Here is a 26,153-nt window from a genome sequence, read left to right on the forward strand (position 1 = left end):
GCCGCCGCACCGACACCCGACGGCCGCATGGCGAACCGGACCCGGCGGCCGGGCACACAAAGAGAGCGGGCACCCACGCCACGTAAGAAAATCCGGGCCCTCGTCCGCCCGCGCCGCCCCCTTTCATCAAGGTCACGAAAATGTATCGGGCATATCGAACATCGACCTTCACAGCAGCACCACGGGTTGGCTAGCGTGCTCGACCGGGCGGCCCGTACCCCCTGAGGCGAACCACGCCGAGCGGGCACCCACGCCGAATCCGTGCTGCCCTCGCGGGAGTTCGGAACCGGGGACCCACACGCAGTACCGGGGTGAATCGGTCCTTATCCCCCACTCGGACCGTAGGGCAGCCTTCCGTTCCGCCCGAACCCGACAGCTAACCCGGTAGGCGGTCCACGGAAGGAGATGCCGGCCTTGGCGTCGCATCGCAAACCGCGCACCCGGGTGCGCACCACCACACCGGCCGTCGGGTTCACGACGGCGGCACTGGCGTCCGTGACCCTGCTCTCCACGCAGAGCGCCACGGCCGCGCCCGCTCCGAAGCCCAGCATCGAGGACGTCCAGAAGAAGGTCGACGACCTCTACCGGCAGGCGGGCACCGCGACCCAGCAGTACAACCGGGCGAAGGAAACCTCCGCCACCCAGCGCACCAAGGTCGACGCCCTGCTGGAGGACGTGGCCGAGCGCGCCGACAAGCTCAACGACGCCCGCAGGACGCTCGGCGCCTACGCGGCCGCGCAGTACCGCACCGGCTCCATCGCGCCGAGCGCCACCTTCTTCCTGGCCGACGACCCGCAGTCGTACTTCGACCAGAACCAGCTGATGAGCCGGATGACCGGTCAGCAGCAGAAGGCGGTCACGGACTTCCGTACGCAGCAGGCCAAGGCGTCGAAGAAGCGCGCCGAAGCGGTGCAGAGCCTGGAGACGCTGACCGCGACACAGACCACGCTGCGCACCAGCAAGCAGAACGTCCAGAAGAAGCTGGGCGAGGCGCGCGCGACACTGACGAAGCTGACCGCCGAGGAGAAGGCCCGGCTCGCGGCGCTGGAGCGCAAGAAGGAGGCGGAGGCCAAGCGCAAGGCGGAGGAACTGGCGCAGCAGCAGGCCGCCGCCAAGGCGGAGGCGGACCGCAGGGCCGCGAAGGAGGCGGAATCCGGCAGCGGTACGGGAACGGGCACCAAAACCGGCTCGGACAGCAGCGCCACCACCAAGGCGGAGAAGGCCCTCGCCTTCGCCACGGCCCAGATCGGCAAGCCGTACGTCTGGGGCGCGACGGGCCCGTCCTCGTACGACTGCTCCGGGCTCACCCAGGCGGCATGGAAGGCCGCGGGCGTCGACATCCCGCGCACCACCTGGGACCAGGTGGAGACAGGTATCCGGATCGCGACGGCCGATCTGCAGCCGGGCGACCTCGTCTTCTTCTACGACGACATCAGCCACGTCGGCATCTACAAGGGCGACGGGATGATGATCCACGCGCCGAAGCCGGGGGCGAATGTGCGCGAGGAATCGATCTACTACATGCCGATCTACGGCAGCGTGCGGCCGTCGTAGCGGCTCACACTCCTATGCCCTCAGCGGCCGGACGGGCTTGAATTCCGAGCCCGTCCGGTGGTGCGGCGCGGGCCGGCTCAGGTCCAGAGCGTGGCGATGAAGATGTTGGCGAGCGTCAGCCCGCCCACCGCCGCGAAGGAACCTTTGTCGACCTTCTCCTCGTCCCGCTTGATGTAGACGAGCGCGAGGATGACGACCAGGAGCAGCAGCTTGACCCCGATCTTGATGTTGTTCACGGTCTGGTCGTCGGCCTCGTTGAGCCCGACCAGCGCGACACCGGTGACCAGCATCGTCAGTGCGCCGTGCAGCATCGCCGGGACGAACCGGGCCGTGCCCGCGCCCATCGCCTTCATCTGGGTCAGGAAACCGCCCAGCAGAGAGGCGATACCGATGATGTGCAGGGCGACGAAGACATTGATGAGTACATCCATGGGTCCGCAGCCTAGCCCCGGCCATATCACCACTCCGCAGGCAGGTGTGACTTCCTGTCGCTTCACTCACGTCTGCACCAATTGCCTGACTCTGGTGTAATTTTCCCGATCAATCAATGACAGTGCCGCGCCAAATTCGGGCAATAGGCGTCATTACGACTCTTCCCCGTGCCCCGGGTTTAGCGTCCTGACCAGGTGACCGGCTCACCGCCGCTCCGCACCCGGACGGCGAACCGGTCACCCCGCCGAGAGATCCGGCGGCGGGCCACTCCCCCTGTTGGTGACCCGCCGCCGGACCTCCGGCGGGCCCGCCGGTAGTCCCCGGCGGGCAGTCGCCAGGAAGGACGCACGCCCCCGTGGCAGCGCACCGGAAACCCAAGCAGCGCCCGTACACCGGCTCTGCTGCCCGCACCGCAGCCACCCTCGCCTTTGCCGGGGCCGCCACCGCTGCCGCCCTGCCGGGCTCCGCACAAGCCGATCCCCGGCTCACCCCCGCCCAGGTCGGGGCGGAGATGGACCGGCTGTACCACGACGCGGAGGTCGCCACCGAGCAGTACAACGGCGCGAAGGAGAAGGCGACCGCCGCCGCCGATGCCGTCGACACCCTGCGCGACGAGGCCGCCCGCAGGACCGAGCGCCTCAACGCCTCCCGCAACGCGCTGGGTTCACTCGCCGCCGCGCAGTACCGCACCGGTGGCCTCGACCCGGCCGTACAGCTGGCGCTCTCCTCCGACCCCGACCAGTACCTGGAGCGCGCGTCGTACGTGGACCGGATCGGCGACCGCCAGGCCGCCGAGGTCGACGAGGTGGAGCGGCAGGTCGCCCGGATCGCCCAGCTGCGCTCGCAGGCCAAGGGAAAGCTGGCAGCCCTGGCATCGCGCCAGGCCGAGCTGAAGAAGCACAAGGCGACGATCAGCACCAAACTGGCCGACGCGCAGCGGCTCCTCGCCACCCTGTCCCCGGCCGAGCGCGCCGCATACGAGAGCTCGGACAGTGCGCGCGCCGCCGGCCGTGCCGACCGCAGCACCGCGCGCGGCCCCGTCCTGGCCCCCAACACCCGTGCCGCCGAGGCCATCGCGTTCGCGTACGGGGCGCTCGGCAAGCCGTACGTCTGGGGCGCGACCGGCCCGTCCTCGTTCGACTGCTCCGGGCTCACCCAGGCCGCCTGGCGCTCCGCCGGTGTCGCGCTCCCCCGGACCACGTACACCCAGATCAACGCCGGACAGCACATCCCGCGCTCCGAACTGGCCCCGGGCGACCTGGTGTTCTTCTACTCCGGCATCAGCCATGTCGGGCTCTACATCGGCAACGGCCAGATGATCCACGCCCCGCGCCCGGGAGCGCCGGTCCGGATCGCGCCGATCGACCAAATGCCCTTCGCCGGAGCGACCCGGGTGGCATAGGCTCCCGGCTCCCGGTCACTCGGCAAGAGGACACCCGGACACATCTCGCTCGACCCCGACGGTACGGCCGGCCGGCTCAGACCAGCCGTCGCGCCGTCGCCCACCGGGTCAGTTCGTGGCGGTTGGACAGCTGGAGCTTCCGCAGCACCGCCGAGACATGCGACTCGACCGTCTTCACCGAGATGAACAGCTGCTTGGCGATCTCCTTGTACGCGTAGCCGCGGGCGATCAGCCGCAGCACCTCGCGCTCGCGCTGCGTCAGCCGGTCCAGGTCCTCGTCGACCGGCGGCGCGTCCGTGGAGGCGAAGGCGTCGAGGACGAAGCCGGCCAGCCGGGGCGAGAACACGGCGTCGCCGTCCTGGACCCGGAAGACCGAGTCGACCAGGTCGGTGCCGGTGATGGTCTTGGTGACATAGCCGCGGGCGCCGCCGCGGATGACGCCGATGACGTCCTCGGCGGCATCCGAGACGGACAGCGCCAGGAACCGCACCGGGTTCTCGACGGCGCCCATCATCGGGGCGCAGCGGCGCAGCACCTCGACGCCGCCGCCGCCCGGCAGGTGGACGTCGAGGAGGACCACCTCGGGGCGGGTCGCCGTGATGACGGTGACCGCCTGGTCGACGTCGGCGGCCTCGCCGACGACCTCGACGCCGGTCTCCTCGGTGCGGCCGATCTCGGCCTGGACACCGGTGCGGAACATCCGGTGGTCGTCGACGAGCACGACCCGTACCCGGTGCTCCGGGCCCCCGGTCGCCTCAGTGGTCTCCGTCATCGCTCGCCCTCTCCATCTCCAGCTCGACTTCCGTGCCCCCGCCGGGCACCGAACGCAGCCGCGCCGTACCGCCGTTGCGCTGCATCCGGCCGATGATTGATTCTCGTACGCCCATTCTGTCCCCCGGTACGGAGTCCGGATCGAATCCCGGGCCCCGGTCGCGCACGGAGACGAAGACCGTGCGGCCCTCGACCTCCGCGTAGACCTGCACGGCGCCGCCCTCGCCACCGTACTTCGCGGCGTTGACCATCGCCTCGCGTGCGGCCTGCATCTGCGCGGCCAGCTTCTCGTCCAGCGGGCAGTCGCCGACGACGACGACCTCCAGCGGGACGCCGTGCTTGTCCTCGACCTCGGCGGCGGCGCGCTTGACCGCCTCGGCGAGGGTCGCGGGTTCGTCGTCCTCGTCCTTGCCGGTGCCCTCGGGGTTGTACAGCCAGTTGCGCAGTTCGCGTTCCTGGGCGCGGGCCAGTCTGCGGACCTCGCCCGCGTCCTCCGCGTTGCGCTGGATCAGGGTCAGGGTGTGCAGCACCGAGTCATGGACATGGGCGGCGACCTCGGCGCGCTCCTGGGCCCTGATGCGCATCAGGCGTTCCTCGGAGAGGTCCTGGGTCATGCGTACGAGGTAGGGGCCGGCCAGCAGCGCGATGCCGGTGAGGACGGCGATCGCGGCGGTCAGGACGTTGCCGAGCTGGGCCGCGGAGCCGCGTACCACCATGAAGACGGCCAGGCCCAGGCCGACCAGGGCGACCCCGGCGAGGCCCCGGGCCAGATGCAGGACCCGGCGGCGGCTGCCAACCTCCATCCAGCGGGCGCGCCGGGCGTTGTCGGCCTGCCGCCACACCAGTACGGAACCTGCGCCGATCAGCAGCGTGGGCCAGATGTAGCGGTCGGCCTTGCTGCCCATGTCGACGTTGCCGACGAAGATGATGGCGCCGATGAACAGCGCGATGAGGGCGAAGACCTGGCCCCTGTCGGGTTTGCGGAGCCGTCGTCTGCCGTCCGGGGCGGTCTCGAAGACGGAGCGCGGCGCCTCCACGCCACCGACACCGAGCGGGACGACGATCCAGAACACGGCGTAGAGCAGCGCGCCGAGGCCGTCCGCGAAGAACAGGCCGAGGAAGACGAACCGCACCCAGGCGACGGGCAGCCCGAGATGCCCGGCGAGACCGCGCGCGACGCCGCCGAGCAGCCGTCCGTCGGCGCTGCGGTACAGCTTGCGCAGCGGTGGCTCCTCCGGGTCGGCGTTGAGGGAGCTTGTGGCTCGGGGCGTGGCGGCTGGCATGACCCGATCGTCACATGTCCGTACGGGCGACGGCATCAGGGTCCGCCCCCGACTGGACCCTGAGAGTTCGGCCCCGGGGGTGCGCGCGGGCGCCTCCCGCAGAAGCCGCCGGGCCGGTGCCGGAGCGCCTCCCCCAGGGGGCCGCCGGGCGAATATCAGGGATCGGCCAGGGTCGGCGCGGGTCCCGGACGGGCGCTCGGCCCGTCACCATGGAGCCATGACCGTTCCCCAGGACGCCTCCCCCGGCGCCGCACCACCTCCCGAGCCGGGACCGCAGCTGCGGCGCAGCCCGCGGCACAAAGTCGTGGCCGGGGTCTGCGGCGGGCTCGGCCGGTACTGCGACGTCGATCCGGTGATCTTCCGGATCGTGCTCGGTGTGCTGTCCGTCACCGGCGGCATCGGGCTGATCTTCTACGGCTTCGCCTGGCTGCTGATCCCCCTGGACGGCGAGGACGAGAACGAGGCGCGCAGGCTGCTGTCCGGCCGCGTCGAGGGTGCGTCGCTGATCGCGGTGCTGCTCGCGCTGATCGGCTGCGGGCTGTTCCTCTCCATGCTGGGCAACGGCGGCACGCTGGCGTTCTCCGCGATGCTGTCGCTCGCGGTCGTCGGCTTCGCCGTCTGGACGCAGAACCGCAGGACGGCGGCGCCCGAGGACCCGCTGCATCCGGCGACCGCGCAGGCGGTGGCGGACGCACCGCCCGAGGTGAAGGCTCCGCCGTCACCGGGTACCCCGTCGTGGTGGCGGGATCCGATCATCAAGGACGGCACCTCGGGGCCGGTGGGCCCCGGCTATCTGTGGGGTCCGGCCGATGCGCCGCTCGACGGCCGGACGGTACGCCCCCGGGGGGCGACGCCGGAAGACCCGTTCCGCGCGCCCCGGCACGAGCCCGGTACCACGGGCCCGGCCTCGATCGGCGGTCTCGTGTTCCTGCTCGCGCTGATCGCCGGCGGTCTGGGCACGGGGCTGAACTGGGATTCCCAGCCGTTCGGTACGAGTCTGCAGATCGGTCTGGCCGGTGCGCTCGCGGTGTTCGGGCTCGGGATGCTGGTCAGTGCGCTCCTCGGGCGGACCGGGTTCGGCACGGTCATGCTGTCGATGATCACGGCGGCCCTGCTGGCGGGCGCGTCCGCGCTGCCGAAGGACATCACCACCCAGTGGGTGCGCGAGGGCTGGCGGCCGGCCTCGGTGGCGGCGGTCCGGCCGCATTACGAACTGGGCTCCGGGGTGGCACGGCTGGACCTCACCGAGATCACGGTCCCCCGGGGCGACACCGTCCGTACGGGGGTGAACGTCGGGGCGGGCCGCGCGGTCGTCGTCGTGCCGAAGGCGGTGACGGTGACGGTGGACGCGCGGGCGGGCCTCGGCGACATCACGCTGCCGGTCAGCCGGACGGGCGACGCACCGGCCGACCGGCAACGCGATGTGGACGTCAACCCGTCGCAGAATGAGCACAGGACGTTTCCGCCGCCCCCGGGCAGCAAACCGGCCGGCACGGTCGAGCTCACTCTCGAAGTCGGCATCGGACAGGTGGAGGTCACCCGTGCTGCGTCATGAGATCCGTCCGGGGCGGGCGGTGGCGGGCGTGGTCATGCTCGCTCTGGCAGCGGGATACGCGGCGGACGTCGCGGGGGTCTGGGACGCCCCGTGGGTCTTCTTCTTCCCGCTGTTCTTCGGCGGCCTCTGGCTGGCCGCCACCGTGACCTGGGTGAACTACGCGATCCGTCGCCGTCGTGACGCGAAAAGGGCGTCCACGGAGAACGCCGCGGCCCCGCCGAGCAGCAGCGGCAGCCAGGCCATGAGGTAGGCCAGGTCGTTGCCGAAGTAGTACGGATCGACCTGCCAGCTCACCGTCAGCCACAGGCTCAGCGAGATCAGCGCCCCGCCGAGCGCGGCCAGCCGCGCCCACAGCCCGATGAGGGTGCCGATGCCGACGGCGAGTTCGCCGATGGCGATGGCGTACCCGAAGGCGCCGGGGCTCTTCAGCGCGAGGTCGACGAGGGCCGGGATCGCCGACGAGTCGCGTACCGCGTGCATCGTCTCGCCGATGGACCCGGCGCCGCTCGCGCGGAAGAAGGAACTGTCCGTCAGTTTGTCGAGCCCGGCGTAGATGAAGGTGACACCGAGAAAGATCCGCAGGGGCAGCAGGGCGTGCTCCCGCGCCAGCTCCTTGAGCCCTCTCGGCTCGCCCAGACCGCGTACGTTCATGCCGTAACCCTGAATGTCCTGCATGTGGCTGCCCCGCCTTCCGTAGACCCGTCAACAGACCATACGTACGTCGTGAACGCGCGGCTCACCCGGCGGGGCATCCGATCGGCCGGTATCCGTCACCCGCGGCCGGGCACGGGCCGCGGCAGTCAGTCCGTCACATCGATCTCGACCCGGTTCGTCTCCACCCCGGCAGCGGTCACGACCTGCACCTCCACCAGCCCCGGTTCCACCTCCACCGGTACCGGCACGGTGAGCACGCTGTCGGACGGGTTGGCGAAGCCGCCGGTGACCGGAATGAGCGGCACATGGACATGGACCCGCCCGATCCGGACGACCATGCGGGCCAGCCGGTCCGGCGCCCCGGCGCCGGGCGGCACGAAGCCCGCACCACGGATCTCGATGTCGTCGCCGGTACGGATCGGCGCGTCCAGATCCCCGGCCTCGCGGGCCCGGACCACCGAGAGCACCACCGGGCGCCCGCCCTCCGCGTATTTCCCGGCGAAGTACGCGAGCGCCGAGACGGTGACCAGCAGCGCCAGCCCCCAGGGCAGGTCGGGCAGTTGCTCGGGCCTGCGGGCGAGGCGGACCGCGGCGAACAGTACGGCGACGGTGCTCACCAGCACGTACTGCACATCCGTGAAGCTGCCCCGCCCGGAGTCGTCGGTGAGCAGATCGGCGGCGCGCGGCCGGTCGGCCCGCAGCTTCTGCAGCCGCCCGGACAGGGCCCGTACGGTCACCACCCGGCGTACGACCACGGCGATGGCGCACACCAGCGCAAGCACGGTCACCATCCCTGCGCCCCTGGCCAGATCCAGCCCCTCGATCAGTTCGTCGCGCTCGGCGTGACCGGAGGCTCCCGCCAGCTGGAGCGCCAGCACGAGTACGGAGAAGACCGCCAGCAGCACCCAGGACGCGGCGACCGCCCGGGAGGTGGAGAGCCGGTTGTCCTCACCGATCACCGGGGCGAGGAGGCCGCCGCGGGCCCGGTGGACATGGGCGGCACCGGTGAGCAGGCCCGCGGTGACGAGTCCGGCGACCAGCCCCGCCGTACGGGCGTTGGTCCAGCCCGCACCGATGGCGGTGGCGGCCTCGGCGATCACCAGCACGGCGAGACTCCCCCACACCGCGATCAGGGTGCGCCGCCACACCCGGTGCAGCCAGGCGTCGCCCGCCTCCCGGCCCCGTTCGGCGACGGACTTGGCGGACTGGGTCAGCTCGTCCGAGACCCACTGACGGGTCGCGGAGGCGGACCGGGCGACCCCGGGCGGCAGCCCCTGACCTGCGGCGAGTTCGTCCCGCTTGGCCAGGAAGGCGGCCACCGCGCGCCGGTGACCCTCGCGCGCCCCGTGCGGGCAGTCACCGCACGTGCAGCCGCCGCCGTGCGTGCTGCTCGCCCTCGCCTCGTCCAACGCCACGAAGAACGCCGCCCTTTCAAGCCCCGGTTCAGCCAACTCGGCTGCGATTGCTGCGAATTGTGCCGTACGGAAGGGCTCGGGCCCGCATCGGGGCGGCCCGTCGGCGCGTATCGTCAGAATGTGCGACTGATCCGGCGCCACAGTGGCTGGTAATTGATCCAGCCCACCAGGTCGCTGCCGAGCTGCTCACGGGTGGCGACCGCGTCCCGGTGCTCGATCAGCACCGGCTTTCCGGCCGCCCGCGCGGCCAGCTGCACCTGGCAGGAGCGCTCCAGCGCGATGAACCACCAGGCGGCCGCGTCCACCGAGTCGCCGACGGTCAGCAGCCCGTGGTTGCGCAGCACGATCGCCTTGTGACCACCGAGCGCGGCGGCGATCCGGCGCCCCTCCTCCTCGTCCACGATGACCCCGGTGTACGCGTCGTACAGGACGTGGTCCTCGTAGAAGGCACAGGATTCCTGGGTGATCGGTTCGATGAGCTCGCCGAGCGCGGACAGGGCCCGCCCGTGTACGGAGTGGGTGTGCGCGACGGCGACGACATCCGGGCGGGCCCGGTGCACCTGCGCATGGACGGCGAACGCCGCCTGATTGACGTGGTGCCGTCCCTCGACGACCTGCCCTTCCCCGTTGACCAGGATCAGCTCATCCGGCGCGAGCCCGTCGAAGGGGGCCCCGAAGGGGTTGACCCAGAAGCAGTTGGTGAACTCCGGGTCGCGCGCGGTGATGTGACCGGAGACGCCGTCCTCGTACCCGTACTCCCCGAACAGCCTGAGCGCCCCGGCCAGCCGTTCCTTGCGGTACGCGCGCTCGTCCTCCACCGACTCGTGGACGGGCGGCATCGCGAAGTGGAGCTGGTCCACGGGTATGGGCGTGGGCTCGGGCATGGCGACTCCTCGGGGCTCCCAGGGCGTACGGGATCGGAAGTTACCTCCGGTTGCCGCAGGTGGCCAGAGGCATCGGGACTCGATTCGGGCACGGGTCCGGGGACGAGCACGGGTCCTGAAACGCGCCGATGCCGCCGCTCAAGTGAATGAGCGACGGCATCGGCGTCGACCGGATGCCAGGCACCGGGTGTCAGGCGGGGCCCGTCGGGAAGGTCACTCCCACTCGATGGTGCCCGGCGGCTTGCTCGTCACGTCGAGCACGACGCGGTTGACGTCGGCGACCTCGTTGGTGATGCGGGTCGAGATCTTGGCGAGGGTCTCGTACGGCAGACGCGACCAGTCGGCCGTCATGGCGTCCTCGGAGGAGACCGGACGCAGCACGATCGGGTGGCCGTAGGTGCGGCCGTCGCCCTGGACGCCGACGCTCCGTACATCCGCGAGCAGAACCACCGGGCACTGCCAGATGTCGCGGTCCAGACCGGCCGCGGTCAGCTCCTCGCGGGCGATGGCGTCGGCCTCGCGGAGCAGGTCGAGCCGCTCCTTGGTGACCTCGCCGACGATACGGATGCCGAGACCCGGGCCGGGGAACGGCTGGCGCTGGACGATCTCCTCCGGCAGGCCGAGCTCCTGGCCGACCATCCGGACCTCGTCCTTGAACAGCTGACGCAGCGGCTCGACGAGCTGGAACTCGATGTCGTCGGGGAGACCGCCGACATTGTGGTGGGACTTGATGTTGGCGGTGCCGGTGCCGCCGCCGGACTCGACGACGTCCGGGTAGAGCGTGCCCTGGACGAGGAACGCGACGTCCTCGCCGGCCGCGCCCGCCTCGGCGACGAGCTCGGCCTGGGCCTGCTCGAAGACGCGGATGAACTCGCGGCCGATGATCTTCCGCTTCTGCTCGGGGTCGGAGACCCCGGCCAGCGCGTTCAGGAACCGCTCCTCGGCGTCGACGACCTTCAGCTGGACGCCGGTGGCGGCCACGAAGTCCTTCTCGACCTGCTCGGTCTCGCCCTGGCGCATCAGACCGTGGTCCACATACACGCAGGTCAGCTGGGAGCCGATGGCCTTCTGCACGAGGGCTGCGGCGACCGCGGAGTCCACACCGCCGGACAGGCCGCAGATGGCGCGCTTGGTGCCGACCTGCTCACGGATCAGCGCGATCTGCTCCTCGACCACATTGGTCGTGGTCCAGGTCGGCTCGATGCCGGCGCCGCGGTAGAGGAAGTGCTCCAGGACCTGCTGGCCGTGCGTGGAGTGCAGGACCTCGGGGTGGTACTGGACGCCGTAGAGCCTCTTCTCGTCGTTCTCGAAGGCGGCGACCGGTACGACGTCCGTGGACGCGGTGACGGTGAAGCCCTCGGGGGCGGCGGAGCAGGCGTCGCCGTGCGACATCCAGACCGGCTGCTCGGCGGGGGTGCCCTCGAAGAGCGTGGAGCCGGTCTTGGAGACGGTGAGCGGGGTACGGCCGTACTCACGGGCACCGTTGTCGTCGACGGTGCCGCCGAGCGTGGTGGCCATCAGCTGGAAGCCGTAGCACATGCCGAAGACCGGAACTCCGGCCTCGAACAGCGCACGGTCCAGGGAGGGCGCGCCCTCCGCGTACACCGAGGAGGGGCCGCCGGACAGGATGATCGCCCGGGGGTTCTTGGCCAGCATCTCGGCCACCGGCATCGTCGACGGGACGATCTCGCTGTAGACCCGGGCCTCACGGACGCGTCGGGCGATGAGCTGGGCGTACTGCGCGCCGAAGTCGACAACGAGGACCACGTCGGTGGCGGTTTCGGGGGCGGCGGGGGGTGCTGCTGGCACGGGGCGGCCTTCCGGCGGTGAAAGGGGGTCGGTTTTGTCGATTCTACCGGGGTTGCGGAGGCGGCCGTCGTCACGCCCGGACGGGAATGCGGGAAGCGCAGCCGTCGGGCCCGGGCCGGGCGGCGTCTCAGCATCCGGGCCCCGTGTTGGCCCACCCGCACGGGCAGGGCCATACTGAGGTCATGCGTCAGCACACGACCTTCGTCTTTACCTATGGCATCCGGCCCGCCGGCTGCCATGGTCGTGCTGCTTGATCCACTGACAAGCAACGTTCCAGGCGCCCCGGGCCGAAAGGCCCGGGGCGTTCTGTCGTTCCGGACCGGTCGGATTCGGGGGCCGCACCCCACGAGGAGTCACCACCATGACCAGCACCGCCCCCGCGAAGACCGGCGCGCACACCGATGAGGCCGCCGCGCTGATCGACAACGCAAGGTCCCGCATCGACGCCCTCGACGACCGGATCATCGGACTCGTCCAGGAGCGGATGGCCATCTCCGCGGTCATCCAGGAGGCCCGGATCACCTCCGGCGGCCGCCGGATCAACCTCTCGCGCGAGATGGAGATCCTCGGCCAGTACCGCGACGCGCTCGGCAAGCCCGGCACCTCCCTCGCCATGACGCTGCTGGAGCTCTGCCGCGGCCGGGCCTGACACCCCGCGGGGCAGGGGTGTCCCGGCGTATCCCAGTTCGGGCCGACTCTCACCCGTACGGCGCGTGACCGGGTCCGCAGTGGCTTCGTTGGTCCCGGTGTCCGTGCCAGCCAGGGGCGGCTTTGGAAAGAAACCACGCGTGGCTCCGCTGGAGCGTGTGGCGTACTGCAGGTACGCCGTGGGACCGCGCCCCAGCGTGCGTGACCGGTCGGCAGGGGACAGCAGCCCGGTCACCCCAAGAACGGTCGGCTCCGGGGACGCCCGGAGCCGACCGTATCCGGTCGAAACGGTCTGCGCGGGCGCAGCCGTCCAGCTCGGTGCCGAGGCCGCGTCCCGGTGCTGATCGGGCAGGGCTCCGTGGACCGCCTCCCGGTCCACGGGGCCCTTGCTCATTCCCCCTCCGGCTCCCGGCCGTCAGCCCCGCTGCGGGCGGCGGCGGGCCGTCGCGTACAGCACGCCGCCCGCTGCGAGTGCGACCACCGCACCGGCGGCCACCGGAAGCGCGGTCGTGCCGGTCGATGCCAGGGCGCCGCCGGTGGAACCGGCCGTGGTGGGACCGCCCGTTGCGGCTCCCGAGGTGGTCGAGCCGTTGGACGTGGCGCCGGAGCCGCCGGTCGAGCCGGAGCCGGAGGCCCCGCCCGACGTGGTGGATCCGGAGCCGCCGTCGTCGTCCCCGCTGTCGCCGTTGTCACTGTTCAGGACGAGCCGCGCGGTGTTGTTGCCCGGCTTCGGATCGAAGGGCAGCTTCGGGGGCTCGGCGAGCTGCGGGGTACGTACCGTGACCGTGCCGGAGGCTCCCGCCACCACCTTGTCGATCTTGAGATGGAAGCGCAGGGCGAAGTCGGCGCCGTCCCGTACGGCCGTGGACGTGTCACAGACATAACGGGGCGCCCCGCTCCGGTTCTCGCGGTACTGCCCGTCGGCCGTCACGCCTCGGCAGGCAGTGGGACTGCCGGTGACCGAGGCGCCCTCGGGGACGGTGAAGTCGACCGTGGCGACGGGTTCGCCGGACCTCAGGTACCCGACCCAGGCCGGGCCCTTGTTGCGGAAGCCGATGGTGGCCGCGACGGTGTCGCCCGCGGCGCCCTTCGCCCGGGCACCGTAGGCCACGAAGTCGGCGGAGTTCGCGGTGACGAAGTCGGCCTCCTGCTGGTTGTCCCGGGGATCGAGGTCCACTCCGCGGACGGTGGCGGCCTCCTTCAGGGTGAGCGCTGCGCCCTTGCCCGCGGTGACGCTCCGCCCCGCGCCCCGCCCGTCGGGCTGCCCCGGTCCGTCCTCGTCGATGCGGTAGACGAACGTGTCGTGGAAGGCGTGCTCGGTGGCCTTGAGGGAGAGCGGTACGGCGAGCCGGTAGGTCGCCCCCGCTTCGTACGTACCGGGGACGGAGCAGCGGGCGGTGGTTCCGGCGGGGAAGCCCCGGCCCGTTTCACCCTCGCTGTACTCGCAGTTCGCGTAGCGCTCGACGAAGTCCAGGCCGCGTGTGTACATCAGGGTGAGCAGGACGCCGTCGGCCGCGCGCGTGCCGTTGTTGGTGAAGGTGACGGGGACCGGCTGGGTCTCGCCGGGCTTCAGATTCTGCTTCAGCGGGAGCCGCTCCATCACCAGGTCGGGGCCGCCGATGCCGACCTCGGCGGAGAAGGCCGTGAACGTCGCCCCGTCCGCCTTGCCGGTGGCCTCGATCCTGCCCGAGTCGCCGATACGGCTGCCCTCGGCGGCAAAGAGGCCGAGTTCGGCGAGCGTGCTCCGGCCGGGCCCGAGGCCATGGCCGTGACAGACGGCGGTGGGGCCGGTGACCTCGCACTTTGCACCGCCGGTCTCGCCGAAGGCCGCATCGGCGACGCCCGCGATCCCGGTCAGATCGAAGGTCACGGTGAAGTCGCCGTCGAAGGTGCCGGGCTCGCCGTTCCGCGACGGGTTGTCGACCGTGATCTCGACCGTCGACTTCCGTGGTGAACCGCTCGCCGGGTAGGGGTGCAGGGCGGTCGCGGCGGGGCCGCCGATCACCAGCTCGGGACCGGCCGCCTGAGCGGGGGTGCCGAGGGCGAGCGAGCCGGCGGCCAGCAGACCGACGGCGGCGAAACCGCCGGCGGCGCGGCGCATCGCGGCTCGCGGGGAAATGGTTCTCATCGCGGACTCTCTGAGGTCGGTGGGGGCGGTGCGACCGCTGTGACAGCGATACGAGTTCGACCGCGTGGCCCGCTGAACAGTTGCCCAGCCACAGGTCACGGATTGAGTACGGAGAGGAACGTGAGCGGTGTCACATAAAGGTTCTGTGAGCATCCGGACAACCATTGCGGCGGACCGCGGGTCAACCATGCGGAACCACCAGCCCCGCCTGTGACCCGTCACGGCAGGCCCGTTCCGATACCCGTACTGCTCACAGCCGTACGCCGGACTTCCGAGGTCATCATGAAGCTTCGCCGCGCCATGGCGCTCGCCGCCGCCACGGCAGTCATCGCCCCTGCCGCGGTGCTGGCTGCCCCGGCCGCGTTCGCCGGGACGACGGCGGACGGGTCCAGTGCCTCGCCCATGACCGCCACCGCGGGCGGCGCGGCCGTAGTGCTCGGCGCAGGCGCGATGTTCATCGTGCGGCGCCGCAGGAACGGTGACACCGGCGCGTAAGGCGTTTCGTCACCGTAAGCGCGGAGGGGCTGCACTCGGAGGGGGGTGCAGCCCCTTCTGCTGTCCCGGTTCGCTACGACTGCTACAGCTTCTTCTCCGGCTTCTTCGGCGGGACAGTCGGCAGCCCGAGGAACGGCAGCTTCAGCGCACCGAAGGCCTCCTTCGGCACCGCCGGTGCCTGCGGCTCGACCGCGGCCAGCCGCTCGTACGCCTCGCCCTGCTCCGGACGCGGGTCCGCCTCGCCCTTGTTGGGCCAGAAGGACATCGCGCGCTCGGCCTGCGCGGTGATGGTGAGCGACGGGTTGACGCCGAGGTTCGCGGAGACCGCCGAGCCGTCGACCACCGAGATGCCGGGGTGTCCGTAGAGCCGGTGGTACGCATCGATCACCCCGTCCTCGGCGCTCGCGCCGATGGGGCAGCCGCCGAGGAAGTGTGCCGTGAGCGGGGTGCCCATCAGCTCGCCGACGTTCGAGCCGGGGAAGCCGTTGATCTCCTCGGCGAGCAGTGAGGCGCTGAGCGTCGCCTCCTCGATCTGCGTCGGGTTGGGTGCGCCGTGCCCCTGCCGGGCGGTGAGCAGGCCCTTCCCGATGCCGCCGGGCTTGCGGTACGCGGTCAGGGAGTTGTCCAGCGACTGCATGACGAGCCCGATGATGGTCCGCTCCGACCAGCGCCGGTTGGAGAGCGAACGCGCGGCGAGCGTCGGGTGCTTGGCCATGTTGCCGAGCCAGCCCAGCACCCGGCGGGTGCTGTACGGGACCTGGAGGATGGTCATCACACCCATCGCGTTGGATCCCTTGCCGTAGCGGACCGGCTCGATGTGGGTGTTCTCGTCGGGGTGGATCGAGGAGGTGATCGCAACGCCCCGGGTGAAGTCGGCCTTCGCGGTGCCATGCTTCTTGCGGTAGCGGCGGTCGGAGGTCTGCGCGCCCACGAGGCCTTCGGAGTTGGTCCGGGTCAGTTCGCCGAGCCGGTCCGAGAGCCGGGGCAGCAGGCCCCGGTCCTTCATGGTGTGCAGCAGGGTCTGCGTTCCGTACGTACCCGCCGCGACGACCACCTTGCGGGCGCGCAGCCGCGTGGGCTTCGCCTTCCTGCGGCGGTCGGTCGGGACGGTGGTGACGCGGTAGCCGCCCTCCGGGTCGTCCGCGATCGCGACGACGGAGGTCATCGGGTGGATGACGGCTCCGGCCTTCTCGGCGAGGTGGAGGTAGTTCTCGTTGAGGGTGTTCTTCGCGCCGTGACGGCAGCCCGTCATGCATTCGCCGCACTCGGTGCAGGCCTTGCGGGCGGGGCCCGCGCCGCCGAAGTACGGGTCGGCGACCGTGCCGCCGGGCTTCGCCATCGCCGTACCGTCGGCGTCCTTGCCGTCACCGAAGAAGACGCCGACCGGGGCGAGATGGAAGGTGTCGCCGACGCCCATGGCCTGCGCGGCCGCCTTCAGATGGACGTCGGAGGGGGTCATCGTCGGGTTGAGCCGGACCCCGAGCATCCGCTTGGCCTGGTCGTAGTACGGCTTCAGCTCGTCCTGCCAGTCGGTGATGGACGCCCACTGCCGGTCCTCGAAGAACGGCGCCGGGGGTACATACAGCGTGTTGGCGTAGTTGAGCGAGCCGCCGCCGACGCCCGCACCGGCCAGCACCATCACATTGCCGAGCAGATGCACGCGCTGGATGCCGTAGAGCCCGAGTGCGGGTGCCCACAGGTAGTTCTTGATGTCCCAGGAGTTCTTGGGGAGGGTGCCGGGGCTGAAGCGGCGGCCCGCCTCCAGGACCCCGACCCGGTACCCCTTCTCGGTCAGCCGCAGGGCCGACACCGCACCGCCGAAGCCCGAGCCGACGACCAGGACGTCGTAATCGTACGCGGCGTCGTCGTCGGCCCCTTCCGCGGAAACGGGCCGATTCTGGGCAGGGCTGTCCTGGGACATGGCTCTCCTCGGTACGAAAAGGGCAGAACGTACTGCGGTGTTACGGGGTTCAGCGCAGGCGGAACGCCTTCATCGCCTTCAGGCTGCGGGTCATGAACGCCGCGTACCCCTCGTCGTCCATGCCGAAGGACGGGGCGAGCGGAATCAGCCGCTGCTGGGCGACGGTCTGCGCCTCGGTGTACTTGAGGATGCCCTCGGAGCCGTGCCGCCGGCCGAGACCGGAGTCCTTCATGCCGCCCATCGGGGACTGCACGCTGCCGTACGCGGGGGCGTACCCCTCGTTGATGTTGACCGTGCCGGTCCGCAGCCGGGCGGCGACCTGGTGGCCGCGCTTGGCGTCCTTGGTCCAGACGCTCGAATTCAGGCCGTACGGGGTGGCGTTGGCGAGGGCGACGGCCTCGTCCTCGTCGGTGAAGCGGTAGATGGAGACGACCGGTCCGAAGGTCTCCTCGTTGCAGACGGCCATCGGCGCCTCGACGCCGTCGAGGATGGTCGGCTCGTAGAAGAGCGGGCCGATGTCGGGACGGGCGACGCCGCCCGCGACGAGCTTGGCGCCCTTCTCGACGGCCTCCGCGACATGCCGCGTGACGGTCTCCAGCTGGCGCTCGCCGACCAGGGAGCCCATGTCGGCACCGTAGGCGAGGGAGTTGCCGAGCCTCATGGCCTTCGTACGGGCGGCGAAGCGGGCCACGAAGTCGTCGGCGACCGACTCGTGGACGTACAGCCGCTCGATGGAGATGCAGAGCTGACCGGCGGAGGAGAAGCAGGCGCGGACGGCGCCCGCGGCGGCCTTCTCCACATCGGCGTCCCTGAGGACCAGCATGGCGTTCTTGCCGCCGAGCTCCAGCGAGACCCCGACGAGCCGGGCCGCCGCACCCTGCGCGACCTCGCGGCCGGTACGGGTGGAGCCGGTGAACGAGACATAATCGGCGTGCTTGACGACCTCGGGGCCGATGACCGGCCCGTCACCGAGGACCACCTGGAACACCTCGGCGGGCAGCCCGGCCTCGATCAAGAGGTCCCGGGCCCACAGCGCGGTCAGCGCGGTCTCCGTGTCGGGCTTCATCACGACGGCGTTGCCGGAGACGAACGCGGGCAGCGCATCACCGACGGACAGCTCGAACGGGTAGTTCCACGGCGCGATCTGGCCGATGACGCCGCGCGGCTGGCGCAGCTCGGTGACCTTGGTGAGGGTCGGTACGACTCCGGTGTGCCGCTTCGGCTTCAGATACGAGCCGGCCCTGCGCCCGTAGTGGCGGGCCGCGACGGCGACGGCCTGCACCTCCTCGTGGGCGTGCAGACGGGCCTTGCCGGTCTCCAGCTGAATGAGGTCGAGCACCTCGGCCTGGCGGCTGAGCACGAGGTCGTGGAAGCGGAGCAGGACGGCCGCCCTGGCGCGGACGGGGGTCGCGGCCCAGGCCGGCTGGGCGGCGCGGGCCCGCTCGAAGGCCGTCGCCACGTCCTCGGGGGTGGACTCGGGCAGATCGGCCAGCTTCTCCCCGGTGAAGGGGGTGTGGTTGGCCGTACGGCCGGAGCCGGCCACACCACGGGTCAGCTGGGCGATCACCTCGGGTGTCACCACATCGGCGGCGGTGCGCGCGCCCGCGGGGGCGGCGGCCACGGGGTTGGTGCCGGCTGCGGCGGTGGACGTGGAGGCCTGCGAGTCCGTCATGAGGGCGAGAGTACGTCCAGCCGCACGCTTTGGGTACCCGTGAGTAATGGGTTTTCACAGTCCCCACAAACAAGCCAGTGATCACTGGCAACAAAGCCCCTGATCAGGACCCCTGCGGTCGCCGGCACGGTACGGCGGCCTCAGTCGGAGCTGCCGGGCGCACGCCATCCACGCAGCATCGTGTCGAACTGTTCCCGGGTCGCGTCCCAGTCCGACGCCGGACCCGTCATGTACATCGCGTACTCCGGGCCGCCCGTGTCCTCGTAGTACATCTGGTCGATCGCATGGCGCGGGCCCGGATGGTCCTTGGTCTCGGTCCAGGTGAACTCCCAGAGCGAGCCCTCGTGGTCGCGGTACGTGTTGGAGTGCAGGGTCTTGCGCTGGTACCCGGGCAGCCGTTTGGCGAGCAGCTTCTCCAGGCTCAGCATGTGCATGTACGAGTTCTCGAAGTCGGGCGCCGGGTCGATGCTGATCCGGATGTAATGCACGCCGTTGTCCGGGGTGTAGTCGACCTGATTGCCGTCCGCCCGGCGCACCCAGCCGTCGGGCACGATCAGGCTGAAGCCTTCGGGGTCGTTCACCCGGTTCCAGCCGTCGGGTACACCCTTGTCCGAGGTATCGGGCTTCGTCGGGCGCGAAGTGCCGGGCTTTTCGCGGCTGTCGGTCGCGTGCGTGCCCGTGCTGTTCCGCTCGGCGGCGCTGTCCGTGCCGTCCCCGTACTTCATCGCGGCGAGCCCCGCACCGCCGCCGACCAGCGCGGCTGCGGCGATGACCAGCACCGTCGTACGCCACCGGCTCCGGCTGCGCCGGGTCACCGGGGACGACACCGGGCCGGCGGCGGAACCGGCGGCCGGGTGGGGAAGTCGGGCCGTACCCGCCGTACCCGCCCCGGACGCGCCGTCCTGGCCCAGCGTGCGCAGGACCTCGTCGGGGACGCGCTGCGTCGGTACGTACGCCTGCGCGGCCCGGGGCTCGCGACCCTCCATGGCCTCCAGCAGCATCCGTTCCGCCTCCGCCGCCGACGGCCGGTCCTCGGGGTCCTTGCGGAGCAGCGCGGTGATCACGGGAGCTAGTGGGCCCGCCCGCCCGGGCGGCGGCGGTTCCTCGGTGACGACGGCCTGCATGGTGGAGATCGGGGACGTGCGGCGGAACGGCGAGCGCCCCTCGACCGCGGTGTAGAGCGTGGCGCCGAGGGACCACAGGTCGGACGCGGGGCCCGGATCGCCGCCGCGCACCCGTTCGGGCGCCAGATAGTCGATGGAGCCGACCAGTTCACCGGTCCTGGTGATGGTCGAGTCGCCCTCTATCGCGGCGATCCCGAAGTCGGTGAGCAGCACCCGGCCGTCTCTGGCGAGGAGTACGTTGCCGGGCTTCACGTCCCGGTGCAGGACCCCCGCACCGTGTGCGGCGCGCAGGGCGCCCAGCACATGGAGGCCGATCCTGGCTGCCTCGCGCGGCTCGATCTCGCCGGACTCCTTGGCCGCGTCGGCGAGTGACGGGCCGTCGACGTACTGCATGACGATCCAGGGCCGGTTGTCGTACTCGATCACGTCATGGACCGTGACCACGCCCGGGTGCGTGATCCGGGCCGCCGCGCGGGCCTCCTTCTGCGTGCGGGCGTGCAGCACGATCCGGTCGGCCTCGGCGACGTACAGCCCGGCGGTCAGCTCCTTGACCGCGACCGTGCGGTGCAGCACCTCGTCGTGGGCGCGCCAGACCTTGCCCATGCCGCCGCGCCCGAGGACTTCGCCGAGCCGATACCTTCCGGCCAGTACCAGTCCCGCGTCCGTGCCCTGTGATCGATCCACGTATCCCCGCCCCGTTCCTTCGGAGGCCAGATTACGGAGGGGATGTGGGCCACGGAACCTCGCATCCCCCAAGAGACCGCACTGTGATGCTTGTCGCTCCGCCATCCTTCGGGTGACGTACCGGGATGCTTCAGGGCGTCACGCGGTAAGAGGCGATGGCTTGTTCGTAGATGTCCGAAACCTTGTCGCGCCGGTTCTCCGGGCCGATGACCTGGAGAATGTGGTAGCGGCCGTCGACAATCATCGCGAGGTTACGGGCGTACACCTCGCGGCCGGATGCGTCCTGCCAGGTGAACTGACCCTCCGCCATGGCCTGTCGGCCGACGTCGATCCGGCGCAGTCCGCTCGATCCCGACCAGCTGGAGTCGCGGAACGGCTGCAACTCCAGCTCCTTGTCGGCCTGGTACGCCAACGGGTCGTCACCGTTGGTCTTGACGGTGTCGCGTCCGGGGACGATCAGCAGGCTGAAGCCGTCGCTGCCGTACCGGATCTGACGGTCCGCGTTGGCGGGGCTGCGCTGCCAGCCCTTGAGCACGCCGACCTCGAAGCCCTCCGGGTCCTTGCGCAGGGCGTAGCCCGGGGCGAGCGCGACGGCGGAGCGGCTGGTCTGCGGCTGCTGCGCGCCGGGGGGCTGCGAGGGCGACTGCCCGCCGGACGCGCCGGCGCCGGGGTCCGGCGAACCGGATGTCGACGACGCCGGGCCCGAGGAGCGGGTGCCGGAGTCGCTGTCCGCGTTGGGCATGAACATCACGGCGTACGCGATGGCCGCGACCAGGGCCAGCAGAATCAGCACCAGAAGCAGCCGCCCCAGCCGTCGCGGCGCCCGCCCCTCGCCCTGCTGGGGGCGGGGCGGCGGGGTGCGCAGCGCCTTGGGGCCCTTGGGCTCGCGCGGCGCCCTGGGCACTCTTTCCGCCCGGGGCCTGTCGGGGCGGTCGGGTTTCTCCTTCGTGTGGCGGTGGCGGCCGTGGGCCGCGCCCTGGCCCATGCGGCCGCGGCGCCTGCGGACCAGCTCGCCCCGGCGGCGTACGACGGGAAGCCTGGTGCTGTCGACGGACGGCAGAGGTACGACGTCCAGACCGGCCTCGGGCTCGGGCGCCGACCGTACGAGGGAGCGCAGCCAGCCGCGCAGCTCCTCGAAGTCCGGCCGCTCGGTGGGGTCCTGGCGCAGCAGCGACTCGACGACGGGGCGCAGCGGACCGCACTCCTCGGCGAAGGCGGGCGGCTCCCCGCACACCATCTGGACGAGCTCGGCCGCGTTCTCCTCGGGGTACGGGGCGTGGCCCTGGACGGCGCGGTAGAGCAGCGCGCCCAGCGCCCAGAGGTCGGTGGCGGGGCCGATCGGCGGCGCCAGCTGCCAGTTCTCGTGGACGGGGCCGGCCTGCTCGGGCGCCCAGCGCTCGGTGACCGCGCCGACGACGGCGATCCGGGCCTGCCGGGCGCGCTCGGCGGCGAGGGTGGTGGCGGGACCGCGGTAGGCGGGGCCCGTACGGCCGCCCGCGACGATCTCGTCCCAGCGGCCCGGCTGTTGTTGCGGCTGTTGTTGCGGCTCGGGCCGGTGCGTGGGCAGCGCCGGGGAGCTGCCGTGGCGGCGGGCGTCGGCGCGCAGGGCGTCCTCGCCCGAGCCTCCGGCGGGGACGGGGCGCCCGGATCCGGGGCCGTCGCTCCAGGTGCCGGTGAGATGCAGCCGCCGGCCGGGCGGCGACTGGCCGTCGCCTCCGTAGCCGTCGTCGTCCTCGTCGTCGTACGGGTCGTCTTCGTACGGCTCCTCGGCGTAGGGGGCCTGAGCGTATGAGGCCTGGGCGTACGGGCCCTCATCGGTCCGGTCCCAGGGACCGGCCGGTTGCGGGTGGCCGCGGTCCGGGTCGGACGGCCCCGTGCCTTCCGGCCGCGCGGGGCGCTGGACCGGCAGGCTGCCGGTGTCCTCCGTCTCGCCCGCCCCGGCCCGGCCCTGGTCCTCGCCGACACGGGCGGCGGCGCGGGCGCCCGCGCGGTAGGCGGCGATGGCTCCGGCACGCGACTGCGCGGCGCTGCCCGTTCCGGGGGCGGTCGCCGGGAGGGCGGGGCCCACCGGGCGCGGTACGGCCTCCAGCTCGCCCGCCGTACCGCCGTGAGTGTCATCGGCGTACCGGTCATCGGGGTGCGGATCGTCATCGGGATGCGGATCGTCAGCGCCGTACGGATCGTCATCGCCATCGCCGTACGGATCGCCGGTCGCCCGGCCCGTCTCGATCGCCGCCGGGCCGTGCGAAGCCGGCACCTCGGCCGGAGGGGCGGGCGGTGCCGGCGGTGCGTACGGCGCGGTCGGGCCGGTCTCGTACGCCGGGCGGCCGCCGTACCCGTCGCCGTACCCGCCCTCGTCCTCGTCGTCGGGCTGAGGCGTCGGTACGTACCCGCAGAGCGCCTCCTCCGCTGCCCCGGCCGCCAGACCGGTCAGTACGACGCGACCGTCGTCACAGACCAGCACCGTGCGGACGGTGATGTTGCGGTGGGTCCAGCCATGGGCGTGCAGCACCCGCAGCGCCGTCAGCACGTCGGAGCCGATCTCGGCGGCCCGGAAGGGATTGAGCGGGCGCTCCGCGAGCAGGGCGGCGAGCGGGCGGGCCATGACGAGTTCGCTCACGATCCAGAGCGAGCCGTCCTCGGCGAACACGTCGAAGACCTGGTCGAGCCGGGGATGGTCGGGGACCTGGGCCGCCGCCTGCGCCGCCTCGATGGCGCGCCGGACCGCCGGGTCCGCGGACCGCCGCACGGCACGCCCGGTGGCCCGCCGGGCCGCCGGGGCCGGACCGTCGGCGTCGAGCACCTCGGCGTCCACCACCTCGGGCAACGGAACCTGTCGGACCAGGACTTCCTGTCCGCTGTAAGTGTCGAACGCCCGGGTCTCGACCAGCTCGTACTCATCGGAAGGGGGCAGCGGAAGGCGATAGCGGTCGGCAAGTACCCGACCCGCATAGTCGTCCACGACGCCTCCCCAGAGCGCGCTGTCCCCCGGCCACGAAGACCGCACGAATCCATCAATTGCGGTCACTTACCGTGCAATTGACTCACCGTTCTGGCTGCGTACGGTCCTCAGGCTCTCACGATACGTGGCAAGTCACGGCCGTGCGTCAGGGTCGGCGCATCCCGGCCCTTTTCACCCCGTGGATCAGTCGGTGGGCGCGAACGTGTCGAACGCGGTCTTGCGCAGTGTCCGGCACTCCTTGCTGTCCCACTCGCTCGCCTTGCAGCTGATCATGATCGCGTAGCCGTGGGTGGCGTCGACCTTGAAGCCCCGGTTCAGCACCCGGACCCGCTGACCCTGCTGGGTGCGCTCGAACTGCCAGTCGGCGACGGTCGGGTAGCCGTTGTACTGGACCTTGTTCACGCCGAGGTGGTGGTAGCCGTTGCTGCTGGCCGCGACGGCGCCCTTCGCGGCGTTCCAGGATGCGGCGGCGTCACCGCCGGGCGAATCGGTGTAGTCGACCTGGATGCGCGGGAAGCCCCCGTCGACGTTGTAGATGCCGCCGGAGTTGCGGCCCGCCGTATCGGTGAGCCGGAAGCCCTCGGGCATCGCCATCGTGAAGTGGAACTGCTTGTTCTTGATGGTTCTGTATCCGGCGGGCAGCGCGTCAGCGGCGTCCGGGTCGTCGCCCTTCGAACCGTCCGACCCCTTGTCCGAGTTGTCGTCCTTGCCCTGGCCCTGATTGCTGCCCTGGTCCTGGGCCGTACCGCTGCCACTGCCACTGCCGCTGTCGGTGTCCGCGGAGCCGCCGGTGGACGAGGCTCCTACCGAGGTGGACTTGTCGTCCTTGCCGTTGCCGCCGCTCGCGTCGTCCTTGCCGCCTCCGTCGAGCGTGAGGGCGAGGACCGTGCCGATCACGGCGAGCACGATCACGGCCGCGATGATCGCCAGGGTGCGGCGCGGCACCACGTCCGTGATGGACGCACGGGGCGGGGTGGTCGGTGAGGTGGTCGGCGACGTGGCGGGGCGCGGCGACGGTACGGAGGCGGAGGCCGCGGCCGCCTTCGCCGGAGCCGAAGGCCGGGCAGGCTTCGAAGGGCCCGTCGAGGAAGCGGTCGACGGAGACGCCGAGGGAGGGGGCGGCGCGGTGGTCGAGGCTGCGGCCGCCCCCACCGCGGCGGCCGGTGCCGCCTTCGCGTTCCGTACGGAGCGCAGTGCACCCCGCAGCCGGTCCCGGGCGCCCTCGCCCGACTCCCCGGACTTCGACGCCGCCTTGGTGCCGCGTTCGGCGGTCTTCCCGGGCAGCGCCATGATCTGGGTGGCGTCGGCGGGCGGGGGCACCACCGGGTCCGGCTTCTCGGGAGCGTGGATCACGTCGTTGAGCAGGGCGCGCGCGCCCGCGTCGTCGAGCCGCTGATCGGGATCCCTGGCGAGCAGGCCATAGATGACCTCCTCCAGCGGACCGGCGTTCTTCGGCGGGTCGAGCGGCTCGGTCATCACCGCGGTCAGGGTGGCGATGGCCGACCCCTTGTCGTACGGCGGGGAGCCCTCGACGCTGGCGTACAGCAGTCCGCCGAGCGACCACAGGTCGGCGGGCGGTCCCGGCTTGTGCCCGCGGGCGCGCTCCGGGGAGATGTACGAGGGGGCGCCGACGAGCATGCCCGTCGAGGTCACCGACGGGTCGCCCTCGACCTGCGCGATGCCGAAGTCGGTCAGCACGACCCGGCCGTCCTCGGCGATCAGCACGTTGGACGGCTTCACATCGCGGTGCAGGATGCCCTCGCGGTGCGCCAGCCGCAGCACGTCGAGGATGGCGAGGCCGACCTCGGCAGCGCGCCTCGGTGTCAGCACCCCGTCCTCGCGGATGGCCTCGGCGAGGGACTTGCCCTCGATGAGTTCCATCACGATCCACGGCCGGTCGTCCTCGTCGACCACGTCGTAGACCGTCACCGCGCCGTTGTTGCGGATCCTGGCGATCGCCTTCGCCTCACGCAGCGTGCGCGTGATGAGCCGGCGCTTCTCGTCCTCGTCGATGGCCGAAGGGAACCTCAGCTCCTTGACCGCGACCGTGCGCCCCAGCGTCTCGTCGACGGCACGCCAGACCGTGCCCATACCGCCCCGGCCGAGCACCTCCCCGAGCCGGTACCGCCCCGCAAGAAGACGTCCGTCCTTGTCCCGTTGGGGCTCCCGTGCCTGCTCCGCCTCCGACATGCGTCCCCTCTGCGATCAACCCGCCCTGGCAGAGCGTTCATTGTCCCTCACCCCGGGACCGGTCTTGGTGCCGGGTCCACAGGCCCGCCATGATGTGGCCCGCGGAAGGGATTCCCTGCCGTGCCGATACTCAGGGCGCTGCTCGCCGCCCCGTTGCTGCTGGCGCTGCTCGGCCTGGGAACAGCAACCCTGCCCAGCGAACCACACCTCACGCCCGCAGCCGCCTATCTTCCCCGGCTCGTCGCCCGGGGCGGTGCTCCCACTGCGGCACTGCTGGCCCGTCGCGCCTCTTCCGCACCGTACGACACCTACCGCTCGACGGGCCCGGGTATCCGCAGGGCGGACCGGTTCCGGGCCGGCAGCATCACCAAGACCTTCGTCGCGACGGTCGTACTCCAACTCGCCCGGGAGAAACGGCTGCAGCTGTCGGACACCGTCGACCGGCTGCTGCCGGGGCTGATCCGCGGCAACGGCAACGACGGCCGCCGCATCACCCTGCGCGCCCTGCTCAGCCACACCAGTGGCCTCTACAACTAAACCGCCGACACCTCCGCCCACCCCGTCTCCGCC

19 protein-coding genes and 1 riboswitch are annotated in these 26,153 nt (G+C 71.5%); of the genes, 6 read left to right on the forward strand and 13 right to left on the reverse strand.

The window, feature by feature from the left end:
- Window positions 1-241 precede the first annotated feature (241 nt).
- Window positions 242-407, forward strand: a riboswitch (cyclic di-AMP (ydaO/yuaA leader).
- The gene (locus ACGFU7_RS04460) at window positions 406-1,554 is read left to right on the forward strand and encodes an NlpC/P60 family protein (RefSeq protein ID WP_393692232.1); all 1,149 of its coding nucleotides are present in this window, start codon (window positions 406-408) and stop codon (window positions 1,552-1,554) included. (Overlaps the previous riboswitch by 2 nt.)
- A gap of 77 nt (window positions 1,555-1,631) precedes the next feature.
- On the opposite strand, the gene ACGFU7_RS04465 is transcribed toward ACGFU7_RS04460, so the two are convergent.
- On the reverse strand, window positions 1,632-1,985 hold the full coding sequence (locus ACGFU7_RS04465; RefSeq protein WP_393692234.1) for a hypothetical protein: 354 nt from the start codon (window positions 1,983-1,985) through the stop codon (window positions 1,632-1,634).
- A gap of 356 nt (window positions 1,986-2,341) precedes the next feature.
- Between ACGFU7_RS04465 and ACGFU7_RS04470 the strand changes: the two genes are divergently transcribed.
- On the forward strand, window positions 2,342-3,388 hold the full coding sequence (locus tag ACGFU7_RS04470; RefSeq protein ID WP_393692236.1) for an NlpC/P60 family protein: 1,047 nt from the start codon (window positions 2,342-2,344) through the stop codon (window positions 3,386-3,388).
- A 76-nt stretch (window positions 3,389-3,464) separates the two neighbouring features.
- Here ACGFU7_RS04470 and ACGFU7_RS04475 read toward each other — a convergent pair whose 3' ends face one another.
- Window positions 3,465-4,160 carry a LuxR C-terminal-related transcriptional regulator gene (locus tag ACGFU7_RS04475; protein WP_393692238.1) on the reverse strand — a complete coding sequence of 232 codons (696 nt, stop codon included), beginning with the start codon at window positions 4,158-4,160 and terminating at the stop codon, window positions 3,465-3,467.
- Window positions 4,144-5,442 (reverse strand): PspC domain-containing protein, encoded by a 1,299-nt coding sequence (locus tag ACGFU7_RS04480; protein WP_393692240.1) that lies wholly within the window; start codon window positions 5,440-5,442, stop codon window positions 4,144-4,146. The genes ACGFU7_RS04475 and ACGFU7_RS04480 overlap by 17 nt, the downstream gene beginning before the upstream one ends.
- Before the next feature lie 217 nt (window positions 5,443-5,659).
- Between ACGFU7_RS04480 and ACGFU7_RS04485 the strand changes: the two genes are divergently transcribed.
- Window positions 5,660-6,997, forward strand: coding sequence for a PspC domain-containing protein (locus ACGFU7_RS04485; RefSeq protein ID WP_393692242.1), 1,338 nt, complete (start codon window positions 5,660-5,662; stop codon window positions 6,995-6,997).
- Between the two features lie 156 nt (window positions 6,998-7,153).
- On the opposite strand, the gene ACGFU7_RS04490 is transcribed toward ACGFU7_RS04485, so the two are convergent.
- The 4 genes from ACGFU7_RS04490 to guaA form a co-directional block, all read right to left on the reverse strand.
- Window positions 7,154-7,663, reverse strand: a complete 510-nt coding sequence (locus ACGFU7_RS04490) for a DoxX family protein (RefSeq protein ID WP_393692867.1) — start codon at window positions 7,661-7,663, stop codon at window positions 7,154-7,156.
- Window positions 7,664-7,797: 134 nt separating this feature from the next.
- A complete protein-coding gene (locus ACGFU7_RS04495) occupies window positions 7,798-9,066 on the reverse strand; it encodes a hypothetical protein (RefSeq protein WP_393692244.1) in 1,269 nt (422 codons plus the stop codon).
- A 113-nt stretch (window positions 9,067-9,179) separates the two neighbouring features.
- On the reverse strand, window positions 9,180-9,950 hold the full coding sequence (locus tag ACGFU7_RS04500) for a class II aldolase/adducin family protein (RefSeq protein WP_393692246.1): 771 nt from the start codon (window positions 9,948-9,950) through the stop codon (window positions 9,180-9,182).
- 213 nt (window positions 9,951-10,163) lie between these two features.
- Entirely contained in the window at window positions 10,164-11,759 is a 1,596-nt protein-coding gene (gene guaA, locus ACGFU7_RS04505) for a glutamine-hydrolyzing GMP synthase (protein WP_393692248.1), read from the reverse strand.
- Between the two features lie 361 nt (window positions 11,760-12,120).
- On the opposite strand from guaA, the gene ACGFU7_RS04510 reads away from it, so the two are divergent.
- Window positions 12,121-12,408, forward strand: a complete 288-nt coding sequence (locus tag ACGFU7_RS04510; RefSeq protein WP_393692250.1) for a chorismate mutase — start codon at window positions 12,121-12,123, stop codon at window positions 12,406-12,408.
- Between the two features lie 414 nt (window positions 12,409-12,822).
- Here the strand turns inward: ACGFU7_RS04510 and ACGFU7_RS04515 are convergent, their stop codons facing one another.
- On the reverse strand, window positions 12,823-14,535 hold the full coding sequence (locus tag ACGFU7_RS04515; RefSeq protein WP_393692252.1) for a peptidase: 1,713 nt from the start codon (window positions 14,533-14,535) through the stop codon (window positions 12,823-12,825).
- A gap of 282 nt (window positions 14,536-14,817) precedes the next feature.
- On the opposite strand from ACGFU7_RS04515, the gene ACGFU7_RS04520 reads away from it, so the two are divergent.
- A complete protein-coding gene (locus ACGFU7_RS04520; protein ID WP_393692254.1) occupies window positions 14,818-15,030 on the forward strand; it encodes an LPXTG cell wall anchor domain-containing protein in 213 nt (70 codons plus the stop codon).
- Between the two features lie 82 nt (window positions 15,031-15,112).
- Here the strand turns inward: ACGFU7_RS04520 and ACGFU7_RS04525 are convergent, their stop codons facing one another.
- From ACGFU7_RS04525 to ACGFU7_RS04545, 5 genes are all read right to left on the reverse strand, one after another.
- Window positions 15,113-16,951: a GMC family oxidoreductase N-terminal domain-containing protein gene (locus ACGFU7_RS04525; RefSeq protein WP_393692256.1), complete on the reverse strand. Its 1,839-nt coding sequence runs from the start codon at window positions 16,949-16,951 to the stop codon at window positions 15,113-15,115.
- A 49-nt stretch (window positions 16,952-17,000) separates the two neighbouring features.
- The gene (locus ACGFU7_RS04530; protein ID WP_393692258.1) at window positions 17,001-18,623 is read right to left on the reverse strand and encodes a succinic semialdehyde dehydrogenase; all 1,623 of its coding nucleotides are present in this window, start codon (window positions 18,621-18,623) and stop codon (window positions 17,001-17,003) included.
- Window positions 18,624-18,763: 140 nt separating this feature from the next.
- Window positions 18,764-20,431, reverse strand: coding sequence for a serine/threonine-protein kinase (locus ACGFU7_RS04535; protein WP_393692260.1), 1,668 nt, complete (start codon window positions 20,429-20,431; stop codon window positions 18,764-18,766).
- A 130-nt stretch (window positions 20,432-20,561) separates the two neighbouring features.
- Window positions 20,562-23,393 (reverse strand): protein kinase, encoded by a 2,832-nt coding sequence (locus tag ACGFU7_RS04540; protein WP_393692262.1) that lies wholly within the window; start codon window positions 23,391-23,393, stop codon window positions 20,562-20,564.
- 183 nt (window positions 23,394-23,576) lie between these two features.
- Complete coding sequence (locus tag ACGFU7_RS04545; RefSeq protein ID WP_393692264.1) at window positions 23,577-25,583, reverse strand: serine/threonine-protein kinase; 2,007 nt, start codon at window positions 25,581-25,583, stop codon at window positions 23,577-23,579.
- Between the two features lie 120 nt (window positions 25,584-25,703).
- On the opposite strand from ACGFU7_RS04545, the gene ACGFU7_RS04550 reads away from it, so the two are divergent.
- Complete coding sequence (locus ACGFU7_RS04550) at window positions 25,704-26,120, forward strand: serine hydrolase domain-containing protein (RefSeq protein ID WP_393692266.1); 417 nt, start codon at window positions 25,704-25,706, stop codon at window positions 26,118-26,120.
- Window positions 26,121-26,153 lie beyond the last annotated feature (33 nt).

It is taken from the genome of Streptomyces sp. NPDC048473 (assembly GCF_043200155.1).
Lineage (GTDB): Bacteria > Actinomycetota > Actinomycetes > Streptomycetales > Streptomycetaceae > Streptomyces.